This window comes from Mycetocola sp. BIGb0189, from assembly GCF_024810155.1.
GTDB classification, from domain to species: Bacteria; Actinomycetota; Actinomycetes; order Actinomycetales; family Microbacteriaceae; genus Mycetocola; species Mycetocola lacteus.
Map to the genome: position 1 here is coordinate 156,007 of NZ_JANUED010000004.1, position 13,791 is coordinate 169,797.

Annotated in this window: 12 protein-coding genes; 2 read left to right on the top strand and 10 right to left on the bottom strand. The window is 68.7% G+C overall.

The annotated features are described in order from the left end of the window. Positions 1-17: 17 nt before the first annotated feature. Positions 18-1,361, bottom strand: a complete 1,344-nt coding sequence (gene gabT / locus M2390_RS07770; RefSeq protein ID WP_259177889.1) for a 4-aminobutyrate--2-oxoglutarate transaminase — start codon at positions 1,359-1,361, stop codon at positions 18-20. A gap of 188 nt (positions 1,362-1,549) precedes the next feature. On the opposite strand from gabT, the gene M2390_RS07775 reads away from it, so the two are divergent. Next, positions 1,550-3,094, top strand: a complete 1,545-nt coding sequence (locus tag M2390_RS07775) for a PucR family transcriptional regulator (protein ID WP_259177890.1) — start codon at positions 1,550-1,552, stop codon at positions 3,092-3,094. A gap of 57 nt (positions 3,095-3,151) precedes the next feature. On the opposite strand, the gene M2390_RS07780 is transcribed toward M2390_RS07775, so the two are convergent. From M2390_RS07780 to M2390_RS07800, 5 genes are read right to left on the bottom strand one after another with little or no spacing between them, the layout of a single operon-like run. Next, positions 3,152-3,598 (bottom strand): hypothetical protein, encoded by a 447-nt coding sequence (locus M2390_RS07780; RefSeq protein ID WP_259177891.1) that lies wholly within the window; start codon positions 3,596-3,598, stop codon positions 3,152-3,154. After that, positions 3,580-4,584 (bottom strand): alpha/beta hydrolase, encoded by a 1,005-nt coding sequence (locus tag M2390_RS07785; protein ID WP_259177892.1) that lies wholly within the window; start codon positions 4,582-4,584, stop codon positions 3,580-3,582. Before M2390_RS07785 ends, M2390_RS07780 begins: the two co-directional genes overlap by 19 nt. 40 nt (positions 4,585-4,624) lie before the next feature. Further along, positions 4,625-5,989 (bottom strand): FAD-dependent oxidoreductase, encoded by a 1,365-nt coding sequence (locus tag M2390_RS07790; protein WP_259177893.1) that lies wholly within the window; start codon positions 5,987-5,989, stop codon positions 4,625-4,627. Positions 5,990-6,046: 57 nt separating this feature from the next. Beyond that, positions 6,047-7,114, bottom strand: a complete 1,068-nt coding sequence (locus M2390_RS07795) for a polyprenyl synthetase family protein (protein WP_259177894.1) — start codon at positions 7,112-7,114, stop codon at positions 6,047-6,049. Between the two features lie 10 nt (positions 7,115-7,124). Continuing rightward, positions 7,125-7,829, bottom strand: coding sequence for a demethylmenaquinone methyltransferase (locus tag M2390_RS07800; protein WP_030149220.1), 705 nt, complete (start codon positions 7,827-7,829; stop codon positions 7,125-7,127). Positions 7,830-7,948: 119 nt separating this feature from the next. Here M2390_RS07800 and M2390_RS07805 point away from each other — a divergent pair, with 119 nt between their 5' ends. Then, entirely contained in the window at positions 7,949-9,196 is a 1,248-nt protein-coding gene (locus M2390_RS07805; RefSeq protein WP_259177895.1) for an isochorismate synthase MenF, read from the top strand. A gap of 9 nt (positions 9,197-9,205) precedes the next feature. Here the strand turns inward: M2390_RS07805 and M2390_RS07810 are convergent, their stop codons facing one another. From M2390_RS07810 to M2390_RS07825, 4 genes are all read right to left on the bottom strand, one after another. Continuing rightward, the gene (locus tag M2390_RS07810) at positions 9,206-10,492 is read right to left on the bottom strand and encodes an acyl-CoA dehydrogenase family protein (protein WP_259177896.1); all 1,287 of its coding nucleotides are present in this window, start codon (positions 10,490-10,492) and stop codon (positions 9,206-9,208) included. Between the two features lie 90 nt (positions 10,493-10,582). After that, positions 10,583-11,446, bottom strand: a complete 864-nt coding sequence (locus tag M2390_RS07815) for a polyphosphate kinase 2 family protein (protein WP_259177897.1) — start codon at positions 11,444-11,446, stop codon at positions 10,583-10,585. A 156-nt stretch (positions 11,447-11,602) separates the two neighbouring features. Then, positions 11,603-13,339: a 2-succinyl-5-enolpyruvyl-6-hydroxy-3-cyclohexene-1-carboxylic-acid synthase gene (gene menD / locus M2390_RS07820; RefSeq protein ID WP_259177898.1), complete on the bottom strand. Its 1,737-nt coding sequence runs from the start codon at positions 13,337-13,339 to the stop codon at positions 11,603-11,605. Further along, a complete protein-coding gene (locus M2390_RS07825; protein WP_259177899.1) occupies positions 13,336-13,734 on the bottom strand; it encodes a PLD nuclease N-terminal domain-containing protein in 399 nt (132 codons plus the stop codon). The genes menD and M2390_RS07825 overlap by 4 nt, the downstream gene beginning before the upstream one ends. Positions 13,735-13,791 lie beyond the last annotated feature (57 nt).

Here is a 13,791-nt window from a genome sequence, read left to right on the forward strand (position 1 = left end):
CTTTCTAGGCGTGGGCTCTAGGCGTTGGCGAGTGCGTCGAGGACGATGTCGAGGCCCTCGGCCAGCAGCTCCTCGGAGATGGTCAGCGGCGGCAGGAAGCGGATCACGTTGCCGTAGGTGCCACAGGTGAGCACAATCACGCCCTGGTTGTGGGCAGCCTTGGCGATCGCGCCGGTCAGGGCCGCGTCGGGCTCGCCGGTCTCGGGGTTCACAAACTCGATCGCGATCATCGCGCCGCGGCCACGCACGTCGCCGATGCGGGCGTCGGTGGTCTGGGCGGCGAGGAAGGCGGAGGTGATCTGCTGCTCGATGCGCTGGGCGGCCTCGATCAGCCCGTCCTGCTCGAACGCGTCGATGCTGGCGAGGGCCGCGGCACAAGCCAGCGGGTTTCCGCCGTAGGTGCCACCGAGGCCACCGGTCTGCGGGGCGTCCATGATCTCGGCGCGGCCGGTCACGGCCGACAGCGGCAGACCGCCGGCGATACCCTTGGCGGTCACGATCAGGTCGGGCTCGATCCCGAACAGTTCGGAGGCGAACATCGCGCCGGTGCGGGCAAAGCCGGTCTGCACCTCATCGGCGATGAAGACCACGCCGTTCTCCGTGGCCCAGGCAGCCAGCGCGGGCAGGAAGCCCTCGGCGGGAACGATGAAGCCACCCTCGCCCTGGATCGGCTCGATGATGATCGCGGCTAGGTTCTCGGCCCCGACCTGCTTCTCGATCTGCGAGATCGCGATCTTGGCGGCCTCGGCACCGGTGCGGTTGCCGTCGCGGAAGGGGTAGCTCAGCGGGGCGCGGTAGATGTCGGAGGCGAAGGGACCAAAGCCGGACTTATAGGGCTGGTTCTTGGCGGTCAGCGCCAGGGTCAGGTTGGTGCGACCGTGGTACGCGTGATCGAAGGCCACCACGGCGGTCTTGCCGGTGTAGGAGCGGGCGATCTTGACCGCGTTCTCCACGGCCTCCGAACCCGAGTTGAACAGCGCCGAGCGCTTGTCGAAATCTCCGGGGGTCAGCCGGTTGAGCTTCTCGGCCACCTCGACGTACCCGTCGTAGGGGGTGATCATGAAGCAGGTGTGGGTAAAGGCCTCGAGCTGGGCGGAGACGGCGGCAACCACGCGGGGGTTGGCGTTTCCGACACCGGTCACGGCGATGCCCGAGCCCAGGTCGATCAGGGTATTGCCGTCCACGTCGCGGATCACGCCACCGAAGGCGGCCTCGGCGAAGACGGGCATCGTGGTGCCGATGGCGTTCGAGACCGCGGCGCGCTTACGCGCCATCAGTTCCTGCGAACGGGGACCGGGGATCGAGGTGACCAGGTTGCGGGCCTGGGTCAGGTCTGCTCCGCGTGCGGGGGTCTCGGACATTGAACACTCCTTGTTACTTGTGGCGTTTAAGGGGATGCGCAACGGTCGGACGTGTAACCGCCCGGAATGGTCCCTCTGCGCACCATCTGCCCCCAGACTAGGCAGGGTTCCCCGCGGCGCGCCTCGACAATCTGTCAAAGCTCTGGTGAATTCTTCGCCACATTGGCAGAGCGGGATAGGCTGGCATCATGTCACTCACCGTGGATCGCCTGCTCCGAATCCCCGCCCTCGGGCTGCGCCGGATCGTGGACATCCCCGCCGCTCACGACATCTCGATCGACTGGGTTTCCAGCTCCGACCTCGCCGACCCCACCCCGTTCCTCGCCCGCCACCAGGTGCTGCTCACCACCGGCAGCCAGTTCCTCACCGAATCCGAGGAGCGACGCCCGGTGATCAACGGCACCCGCACCGGGCTCGCGCTGATCACCGACTACGAGAGCTACGTGCAGCGCCTGGTCTCGGTCGGGGTCGCGGCCCTCGGGTACGGCACCGAGGTGCTGCGCCCGGACATTCCGGCGGCGCTGGTGCAGGCGTGTGAAACCCACGGACTGACCCTGTTTGAGGTGCCCTACCGGACCGCGTTTATCGCGGTGATCCGCGCCGCCGCCGACGCGCTGGCCGCCGCCGCCGGGGAACGACAGGCCTGGGCGATGAACGCGCAGCGGGCCATCTCGTTCGCCGCGCTGCGCCCCAACCCGCAGCGCGAAATCTTTGTCGAACTGGCCCGGCTGCTGCACCGGCCGGTGTTCCTTTTTAGTGCGCCGGGCCCCGCCCTGTCCCGGTTCGGGCCGCCGCTGGACCCACCGGCGATCGTGACCGCCGAGGCGGCGGCGCTGCTGGATCGCGGGCAGCGCGCGGCCACCACGATCCAGACCCCGGCCGGCACCGTGAGCCTGCAAACCGTGGGGCGGCGCGAGGACCTGCGCGCGGTCCTGGCGATCGTCGGACCCGCCCCCGACCCGGCCGAGCAGAGCGTCATCACCAACGTGGTCGCCCTCACCGGGCTCGCCCTGGAACAGGGACGCGGGTTGCGCCGGGGTCGCCGGGCGCTGCGCTCGGGCGCGCTGGAGGCGCTGCTGGATCAGCGGCCCTCGCTGACCCGGCTGGTCCTGCAGCACATCCACGAGGCGCTGCCGCCCGAGCCCGTCCGCGTCGCCGTCTGGCATCCGGGCCACGGCGCGGGCAACCCGCTGCTGCGTGAGCTGGATGAGCGCGCGCAGACCGCCCCGGGCTGGTGTTTCTTTGCCACCCGGGGACGGGAGATCATCGCGCTGCTGCCCGCCGAGGACGCGGGTGCCCGGATCGCCGAGCTGGGCACCGCCCGGGGCCTCGCCGGCGGGCTCTCCGATCCGCTGGGTTACGCCAACCTCTCCGAGGGCATCGACCAGGCGCGGCGTGCGCTCGCCGAGGACCCGCACTCCCCCGGGGTCACCGCGTTTGCCGATATTGGCGGGCAGGGCATCACCGAGCTGCTCTTCACCGACGCCGTACGCGAGCGCGCCCACGAACTCCTCGCCCCACTGCGTGCCCACGACGAGGCCCACGGTACCGAGCTGATCGCCGCGCTCACCAGCTGGCTCGAACACAACGGCCAGTGGGATCCGGCGGCCCGAGAACTCGGCATCCACCGGCACACCCTGCGCGCCCGCATCGTGCTGATCGAGAAGCTCACCGACACCCCACTGGACACCATGTCCGCCCGCACCAACTACTGGCTGGCGCTGCGGGCGTAGCCTCCGCGCCGAGGACCGAGCGTTGTGCCTCGGTCAGGAATACGTGAGGGCGGAGCGCTACTCGGGAGCCGAGGTGGGGCCGTCCACGATCCCCACCGCATCCCCCGGGATGACGGCGAATCCTCCGGGCTCCTCGCTCACGGTGAACAGCTCCGAGACCGCCGGGTCGGCGGTGAGTACCTCCACGAGGGCGGCGTTACCGATGCGGTCCTTTTCCACCACGGTGAGCCGGTCCAGGCCGCCGCCGCGCGCCATAAAATCGCGGACCCTCAGCACCGTGCGCCGGGCGCTGGCCTCATCGGCGTTTGCCGTCATCACCCGTTGCGCGGCTTCCCAGTCATTTGCCTCGGCCGCTTCCAATAGGCGGGTCACCGCCTCGCCGCTCGAGTCGATACCCTCCTGGATCGCGGGCGGCGCACACCCCGTCAGGAGGAGTGCCCCCAGTCCCAGAGCCGCCGTGGCACACCACCGCATGCCGCGCGGGCCTAGAACCCGCGCAGCCATGCGTCCATCTGGGCGTAGGCGTGATCGCGCACGCCGCGTTCGGAGAGGAACACGTCGTGCAGCGCCCCGGCCACGCGGGAGACGGTGACCGTGGCCCCGAGCTTCAGCGCGCGTTCGGCGATATCGGAGACCACCAGCACACTGTCGCTGTGCTTCATGCGTTCGTTCCAGCTTGCGGTGACCGTGGAGGAATCCGAGAGCAGGGTCAGTACCGGCACCTCGATCGCCAGGCCACGAGCCACCTGCGTGTGCCCGGCCAGGACCGCCCGCAGCCACCCCACCGCAACCGGGAATCCGCGCTCGGGACGCCACCTATCGTCGAAGGTCCACTCGCCCTCAAACGCGGCGCTGGTGGCACGACTGTAGTAGCCGAAATCCACGCCGGGTAGGGTCACCCGCGGATCGTAGCGGGCCCCCAGGCTCAGCAGCGGTTCCAACGTGCCGCGGCCCAGCTCGCCACCCTGGAATTCCAGCCATGGGGAGTTGAGGATGAGCGCGTCGATGCGTCCCGGATGACGGTTGGCCCAGAGGCTCGCGGTCAGCCCTCCGGTGGAGTGCGCGAGGATGATCAGCCGCCGAGAAACCGGGGCCTCCTCGTCGTGGCCCATCACGGTCAGGGCGGCCTCAATGTCCGCGTCGTAGGTGGTCAGATCGGTGATGAATCCCGGCGCACGATCGGGGCGCATGCTGCGTCCGTAATCACGCAGATCCAGCGCGTGAAAGCGCGCCCCACGCCGATGCCAGAAATCCGCCAGCTCGGTCTGGAAGAAGTAGTCGGACCAGCCGTGCAGGTAGAGCACGTCGGTATCGTGGGCGATCGCCTGCCGGGGCAGCACATATCCCGGGCGGGATTCGAAGCGTTTGGGCCGGCGGGTGTCGCGCACCAGGGTCGCGACCACCTCGCCGTGCGCGTCGGTTCCGAGCGGGAGGGTGCGCGCCTCAAAGGGCGCACCGAGCACATCGGTTTCCCAGATGTGCTCGGTCATCTCCACTCCCCCACTCGGAATCGAACCGCGTGGTGTTAGATTACTCGGCCGCGGGCTCGTCGCGCGAGATGCGAATCATCTCGCCGCGGTGACCCACCTTGATGCGGGCGCGCTCATGCGGCTCGCCCAGACCGATCTCGTGCTCGTCCAGTCGGTGCCAGCCGTCGAGGTCGGTGTAGGCGACGCCACGCTCCTCAAGCAGGGCCGGGATCGCCTCCTCCTCGGGGGCCTCCGGGGTCCACCAGGTGGCGCGGTCGGCCAGCACGTTCTCGATGGTCTCCATCGCGTCGGACTTGGTCGCGCCGATCAGGCCGATCGGGCCGCGCTTGATCCAGCCGGTCGCGTACAGGCCGGGGATCTGGTCGCCGTTGATGTCGTGCACCTGACCACCACGGTTCGGGATCACGCCGCGAGCCTCGTCGAAGGGGATCTGCTCGAGCGGGGAACCGAAGTAGCCCACCGCGCGGTACACGGCCTGAACCGGAACCTCACGGTACTCGCCGGTGCCCTCAACCCCACCAAAACCGGTGGGCTTGGTGCGCTCATAGCGCAGCGCCGAAACCTTGCCATCCTCACCGAGGATCTCCTCGGGGTTGGCGTAGAAGTGCAGGTGCAGGCGGCGGCTCGAACCCTCCTGGGGCTCCTTGCGCCACTTCTGCAGCACACGGTCGATGACCATGATCTGCTTATTGGTGGCGATGGCTTCCTGCGACGCCTCGTCGTAGTCGAAGTCCTCGTCGTAGAGCACCATGTCCACGTCGTTCAGCTCGCCCAGCTCACGCAGCTCGAGCGGGGTGAACTTCACCTGGGCCGGGCCACGACGACCAAACACGTGTACGTCGGTCACCGGGGATGCCTTGAGACCCTGGTAGACGTTCTCGGGGATCTCGGTGGGCAGCAGGTCGTCGGCGTGCTTGGCGAGCATACGGGCCACGTCCAGGGCCACGTTTCCGTTACCGATCACCGCGATTTCGCGGGCGTTCAGCGGCCAGGTGGTGGGCACGTCGGGGTGTGCGTCGAACCAGTTCACGAAGTCCGCGGCACCGTAGGAGCCGTCCAGCTCGATGCCGGGAACCTTGAGGTCGGCATCCCGGATCGCACCGGTGGCGAAGATCACCGCGTTGTAGTGCTTCTGCAGGTCTTCCAGGGTGATGTCGGTGCCGAAGCGGACGTTGCCGAAGATGCGGATGTCACCGCGGTCCAGCACGTCACGCAGCGCGTTGATGATGCCCTTGATGCGGGGGTGATCGGGGGCCACCCCGTAACGCACCAGTCCATAAGGGGCGGGCAGGTGCTCAAACAGGTCGATCGACACGTCGAAGTCTTTTTCGGCTTTGAGCAGGATGTCGGCGGCATAGATTCCGGCGGGGCCGGCTCCCACGATGGCCAGGCGCAACTTGCTCATGTGTCGATATCTCCTTTGTTGGCGTCAGGCGACGCGGGGTTGTGACGAGGGGTGTATTTAGCTGGAGCGTTCAACGATGGTCTCGGCAAAACGCACGAGAGCATCCTTGACCGGGCCCTTGGGCAGCGGCGCGAGTGCGGCCACGGCCTCGGCGGACCAGCGGTGAGCGGCGGCCAGGGTGCGCGCGGTCACCTCGTGGGCGCGCAGGGCGGCAATCGCCGCGGTGAAGTCCTCGGCTGCCGCGCCGGTGAGTTCGGCCTCACTGTCGGTCTCGATCCGGGCGACCAGGGCGGCGGCCTCGGGATCGGTCTCGGCCAGGCGGCGCAGGTAGATCATCGGCAGGGTCGCAACACCCGCCCGCAGGTCGGTGCCGGGGACCTTGCCGGTCTCCTCGGGGGCCGGGGAGAGGTCGATAACATCGTCGATCAGCTGGAACGCGATGCCCACCTTCTCGCCGTACTCAACAACCGCGGCCTCATAGGCGGGATCCGCATGGCTGAAGATGACGCCGGTTCTTGCGGCGGCGGCGATCAGCGATCCGGTCTTGTCCGAGAGCACCTGAATGTAGTGTGCCTCGATGTCCTCATCCTCGCGCGGGCCCACGGTCTCGTGCAGCTGACCCAGGACCAGGCGTTCAAAGGTGCTGGCCTGCAGCTGGATCGCACGCTCGCCGAGCTCGGCCATGATCTGGCTGGCGCGGGCAAAGAGCAGGTCGCCGGTGAGGATCGCGGCGGAGTTGCCCCACACGGTGTGGGCGCTGGGCACCCCGCGGCGCTTATCCGACTCGTCCATGACGTCGTCGTGATAGAGCGAACCCAGGTGGGTGATTTCGATCGCCTCGGCTGCCAGCACCACCTCGGGGGTAGTGCCCTCGCCCAGCTGGGCGGTGAGCAGCAGCAGCATCGGACGGATGCGCTTGCCACCGGCCTCCAGCAGGTACCGGCTCATGCTGTCGGCCACCGAGTCGGTGTACTCCAGCTGCTTTTCCAAACCGGCCTCGATGCGCACCAGGCCGGCATCCACCTCGTGGAGCAGCTTCTTGGTGGCGGGGGACGCAAAAATGCGCTCGGTGAGGCCCAGGTGCTGAGACAGACTCGTGATGCGAGCCTCGGGTGCGTGATTCACCTTACCCACCCTAGCTGGCCTTGATACCGCGGTGCAGCGCGGTGATACCGCCCGTAAGGTTGCGGTATTCAACGTCGGTCCATCCGGCTTCGCGCATCCACTGTGCGAGCTCGGCCTGGGCCGGCCATGCCTGAATCGACTCGTTGAGGTAGTCGTAGGCGTCGGGGTTCGAGCTGGCCAGGCGTACCAGCACCGGAGACACACGGTGCAGGTAGAAGTCATAGAGGCCGCGCCAGAGCTTATTCGGCGGGGTCGAGAACTCGCAGATCACCAGGCGTCCGCCGGGCTTGGTCACCCGCAGCATCTCGGCGATGGCCTGCTTGGGGTTGACCACGTTACGCAGCCCGAAGGAGATCGTGGTGGCGTCAAACTCGTTGTCCGCGAAGGGCAGCTTGGTGGCGTCGGCCTCAACAAAGCTGATCCGGTTGATGTGGCCGTAGCGACGACGCCCCTCGGCGAGCATGCCCGGGGAGAAGTCCGCGGCCACGACGCTCGCACCGGTGCCGGCGATCGAGGCGCTGGAGGTGCCGGTGCCGGCGGCCAGATCGAGGATCCGCTCGCCCGGTACCGCGCCGATTGCGCGGGTGGTCACCACGCGCCAGAGTCGATCATTCCCGAGGCTCAGGACGGTGTTGGTGAGGTCGTAGCGCGGAGCTACCTCATCGAACATCGCCGAAACCTGTGTGGGCGCTTTGGAAAGATCGGCCTTATGCATGCTCACTATCCTAGACACTTTCGCGCCGCCGTGTCCGCGCCCGGGCCGTGAATTCGCCCCACTCGGCGGGTGCGCCACATCTCGGCGTGTACTCATGTAAAACCGCCTAGGCTTAGAGGGTGTCCACTCCCGTTATTCCCCGGCTCCATGTCACCACTCGTGCACTGGCCGATCCGGGCACCCTGTTTGGGTTTGCCGACCGCACAAATCCGCTGATGTGGATGCGGGACGGGGCGGGAATCGTAGGCTCGGGCGTCGCGCTGCGACTCTCCACCGCGGGCGAGGATCGAATCACCGACCTGGCCACACAGTGGCAGCAGATCGCCGATACCGCGCGGGTTCGGGACGAGGTTGGATTACCCGGAACCGGACTGGTCGCCTTCGGCACCATCGCCTTCTCGGCCGTGTCGAGTGCCGAGAGCGTCCTGATCGTTCCCCGCGTGATCGTGGGCCGTTCCGGCGAACACGCCTGGATCACCCGGGTATCGCTCGAGGGCGAACCCATCGTGGACGGCGAGCCGCTGCCCGCGCGCACCCCGCTGGGCCAGAGCCTCACCGCCGACCTGGCCGAGGACCCGGCCGATGCCGAACGTCACCGCGAGCTCGTCCGCACGGCCCTCGCCCGGATCCAGCGCGGAGACGTGGCCAAGATTGTGCTCGCCCGCACGGTCACCGGGCAACTCCCGGCCGACGGCGACCGACGCCGCCTGGCCGCCGACCTCGCCGCCGCCTACCCGCAGTGCTGGACATATGCGGTGGACGGCATGATCGGTGCGAGCCCGGAAACCCTGATCTCGGTGCGGGATGGATCGCTCTCGCTGCGGGTCCTCGCCGGAACCGCCGCCCGCGGCCACGGTGCCGCCGAGGATCGCGCCGCCGCCGAAACCCTGATCGACTCCCGCAAGGACCGCGACGAGCACGCGTTCGCCGTGCGCAGCGCCCTCGCCGCCCTCGCCCCGCATGCCGCCGGGCTGCACGGTCAGGACTCCCCCTTCACCCTGCGCCTGCCCAACCTCTGGCACCTGGCCACCGACATCTCGGGGCGGATCAGCGACCGCGCGAGCGTGCTCGACCTGATCCAGGCTCTGCACCCCACCGCCGCGGTGGGTGGCACCCCGACCCTCGCCGCAATCGACCTGATCAATGAGCTGGAACCCTTCGACCGCGGCCGCTACGCCGGGCCCACCGGCTGGGTGGACGCCCACGGCAACGGCGACTGGGCCATCGCCCTGCGCGGTGCCCAGGTGGATCCCGACGGGCACATCACCGCCTATGCCGGGGGCGGCATCGTCGCCGGGTCCGATCCCGAGTCGGAGTTCCGCGAGACGGGGATGAAGTTCCGACCGATTCGGGACGCCCTGTCCTAGACGGCGCCGCTAGCTTGCGGCCACCCCGACCGCCCAGGAGGCGTCGTCGCGCTCGCCGGTAGCCACGAAGCGGCCCAGCAGGCGTGCTCGATACACCCACGGGTTGTGGCTGGCGAGGGTCCGGGCGTTACGCCAGTGCCGATCCAGCGCGCCGCCGGCGCGGATGGCCGAGGCTCCCAGCGCGTCAAAGATGATCGAGGTCGCCCGCAGCGCCCCGGGGATCGCCGCAACCTGACCGGAGAACGCGGCCAGCTCGGCCGCCCCGATCGCCTCAGCCAAGACCGTCTCGGCGGCCTGGCGCTGCTCGGGGGTCGCCGCAGAGTCGGCGCGCAGGGCGTTTCGCGCCAGCGTCGCGGCCTCGGCCACCTCCAGGGCCTTCGCCGCACGCTCGGTGATCGCGTCCAGCGCGAAGCCCTGAGCCGCGGCCTCACCGACCACCTGGAGTAGCTGAGCATCCTCAACCGCGCGATCGGCGTTGCCGTGGCTGTAGGTGCGCGAGCGCGCGGCCAACTGGGCCCCGGCCTCGGTGGCCGCAGCCCGGGCCACACCGGCGAGGGCGGCCAGGTGGAACACCTGGTAGAAGGCCAGCTGATAGCCGAAGCGCTCGGAGAAGTCGATCACATCGGCCGGGTCCACGGTCGCATCGGTAAAGACGGTGCCACCGGACGCGGTGGTGCGCTGACCGAAACCATCCCAGTCATCGGTGATGTCAACACCCGCCTGGTGCACGGACACGGCCGCGATCACCTGGGTGTCCAGCTCCTCGGAGTGCGCGAGCACGTCGATCCAATCGGCATACAGGCTACCGGTGGTGTAAAACTTCTCCCCGCTCAGGCGGGTACCACTCGCGTCGACGCGCAGCCGAGTCCCCAGCTCGCCGCGGACGCTCGATCCGATCTCGGTCCAGGCGTTGCCCACCAGGTCGCCACGCAGCGCGCGGTCGATCCACAGCGCGCGGGACGCAGCGTCGGGGCTGACCAGCCGATCCTCGATAAACGCAAAGTGCCCACGCAGGGCCTGCTCGATATTGGAATCGGCGGCGGCGAGGTCGGCCAGGAGCGCAAACAGCTCGGTCAGGCTCACCCCAAACCCGCCCTCGGCGCGCGGCACCCGCAGGGCACCAAAGCCGGCGTCGGCCAGGGCCCGGATCTCGGTGGTGGGTAGGCTACGATCCCGGTCGCGGGCCGCGGCCCCCTCGGCGATCCGGGCGAAGATCGGGGCGAAGACCCGAGCCGGATCGGCATCGGGAGCGATGGCGATGCGGGAACGAACGGGCGAGGTCTGAAGGAGGGTCATGCGTGGCCTTTCACGTGGGGTGCCTCCACGCTAGCCGCGGGTGCGGCGGCGCCGGTCGAGTGTTTCTCAACATGACGCCGCCGCGGGGTGCTACACCTTGCTGGCGAGCAGGGCCGCGCGCGCCTCCTCGACGTCGTAGGTGGCCGCGGGCCACTGCGGATCGATCTCCGTGAGCACGTCCACCAGCAGGTGCTGCACGGCCACGCGGGCATACCACTTGTTGTCGCCGGGCACCACGTACCAGGGCGCGTAGTCGGTCGAGGTGCGGGTCAGCGCGATCTGGTAGGCCTCCTGATAGTCAGGCCACACCTCGCGCTCGGTGACGTCGTTGGGGGTGAACTTCCAGTGCTTATCCGGACGGTCCAGACGGTCCAGCAGCCGCTTCTTCTGCACGTCGGGGCTGATCTGCAGCATGATCTTGATGATCCGGGTGCCCGAATCCACCAGCTCCCGCTCGAACTCGTTGATCGCCTCATACCGACGCTCGATCTCCTCGGGGGACGCCAGCTCGCGTACCCGCCCGATCAGCACGTCCTCGTAGTGCGAGCGGTCAAAAACACCGATCTTGCCGTCGGCGGGAACCTGCTTGTGGATACGCCAGAGGAAGTCGTGCGAAAGCTCCTCGGCGGTGGGCTTCTTGAACGAGGCAAGCTGCACACCCTGCGGGTCCACGGCACCCACGACGTGGCGCACGATGCCACCCTTACCCGCGGTATCCATGGCCTGCAACACCAGCAGGACCGAGTCGGTGGCACCGGCAGTCGCGGCGGCATGGAGGCGTTCCTGGAGGTCGCTCAGGGTGTCAACCACCCGGGCGAGCTCGGCGACGCCGGCTTTTTTACCGCCCTTAAATCCGGGGGTGGAATCCGTTTCGACCGAGTCGAGGCGGAATCCGGGACCCACCCGGAGGACGTGCTGAGGATCTTCGGACCAGGCTTCGGAGTGGAATGACATGTCCACATTGTGCACCCCGATGCCGCGGCGCACCAGACCCACCCGCGAATTTGCCCCCGACCGGGGCACGGCGCACCGCGCCACCACCGGCCTCGGAATCGCGCACGGCGCACCAAGCCACCACCGGCCTCGGAATCGCGCGGCCCCACCGGCCGACTACTCGCGGGTGAGCGTGACCTCGATCAGCACCGGCCCGGTGGTGGGCGCGGTGAGCGCCTGATCCAGGTCCGCACGGGTGGCCGCCCGGCGATACTCCCACCCGTAGGCCTCGGCCAGCGAGGCGAGTTTGACCTCCTGCGGGGTGAACAGCACCCGCGCGGCGAGATCGGGCGCGGCACTCTGGGCGACCTCAAGTCCGTCAAAGATCGTCCCGCCGCCATCGTTGCCCACGATGATCTGAATCCGCGGCACCTGCTCGCCGGGGACCCGCAGCATCCCACCCACGTCGTGGAGGAGGGTCAGATCACCCAGGATAAGGCGGGTCACGCCGGTCTCCGATTCGGCCTGCTGAGCCAGCGCGATCCCCGAAGCCGTGGCCACGGTTCCGTCGATTCCAGCCAGGCCCCGGTTGGCAAACACCGAGAGCTTCTTGCCCGGGACATACTCATCGGCGACCCGGATCAGGCGCGAGGCACCAAACACCAGACGATCATGCGGCCAGGTTGCACGCCAGACGGACTCCACCAGCAGACGGCGGTCCAGGGCTGCGCGAATGGCCTGGAATTCCCCGCGCACGTACGCCAGGCGGGTGGCCGGGTCGTGGGAGTGTGCGGCCTCCAAATCCGGGGCCACATCGGTTGAGCGTTCGGCTGTCAGCTCCCGGGCCGCGACCACCCAGTGGCCCAGCCAGTCGCGGTCGATCGGTCCCGGCTCAACACTCAGGCTCGCGGCCCGGTGAGCGTTGTGTCCGGGATCAAACAGCTCGGTATCGGGTTCGGAGACCACCCAGGTCTCCACACCCTCGCGGCGCAGCAGCGCGGGTACCTGACGGCTCAGCGTCGGCTGCCCGAACACGATCACCCGCTCGATCAGTCCGCCGTGGTCGGGGGAATCCAGAAGCTCACGGTAGGGCACAATCAGCGCGCGGCCATAGCGGCTGCCGCTGGACACCTCGGCGATCAGCGGCCAGCCGCCGTGGTGGGCGAGGTCTTCGGCACCGGGACCGGCACCGTTTCCGGCGATGACCACGGTGCGCGGTCCGCGCGGCAGCACGTGCGCGGGCACCGCGGAGGGGACGGCACCGGCTGCCTTCTCAGCCACGGATTCCGATGCGTCCGAGCCCGCGGTCACCGATCCGGCCGCCGCGGTGGTGGCCGCGGAGGTCTCGTCCGCCGCCAGCGCGCTGGAGAGCGGTTCTCGGAAGCCCACGTTGAGCTGCACCGGCCCGGGCACGGCACCGGTGGCCGCGGCGAATGCGGTAGCCGCATGCTCGGCCGCTCGCGCCGTCTCGTCTCGGGAGGCATTCGGGGCGTCCTCATCCAGGCTCAGCCGGGTCGCCGAGCCAAACAGGTGCGCCTGCGCGGTGGTCTGATTGGAGCGGATACCCCGCAGTTCCTCGGGACGGTCGGCGCTCAGCACGATCAGCGGGATGTGCGAGTGGTGAGCCTCAAGGACGGCGGGATGGAGGTTCGCCACGGCGGTCCCGCTGGTCACCACGATCGGCACCGGCAGCCCGGTTTCGGAGGCAAGCCCCAGCGCCAGGAACGCCGCCGAGCGCTCATCAATACGTACGCGGAGTCGAATCTGTTCGGCCGCCTCGGCCTCGGCAAAGGCCAGCGCCCATGCCTGGGAACGCGAACCGGGGCACACCACGGCGTCACGGACGCCCAGGCGAATCAGCTCGGCAACCAGACCCCGCGCGTAAATGCTCGCGGGGGAATCTCCAACGCTCATCGACGCGGCTCGGAGTCCGAACCGGGCTCGTCGTCGGAGTTTTTGCCGTCGCGGGGCCCAAACACATCGGGATGACCCAGGTCGGTTTCGGCGTCGAGGGCGGCGAGCTCCTCCTCCAGGCGGCGGATCCGCTCATCCTGCTCACTCACCCGGCGCAGGTCACCGAGGAAGGCGGGATCATCATCCGGAGTGCGGGGCTGCGGGGCTGCACCACGGGCCCGACCGATCGTGTACCAGAGCACCAGACCGGCAACCGGCAGCAGCAGAATCACCACCAGCCAGACGGGCTTGGAGAGCCCGCGGATGCGGCTGTTTTCGCGCATCGCGCAGTCCACGACGGTGTAGACGGTGGCGACAACGAGAACCACCACGAGGGCAAAGAGGATCCTGGGCATGGCTCCTATGCTACCGGGCGTACCCGGGAACAAGCAGCCGTTTGGCGTACGGTTCCC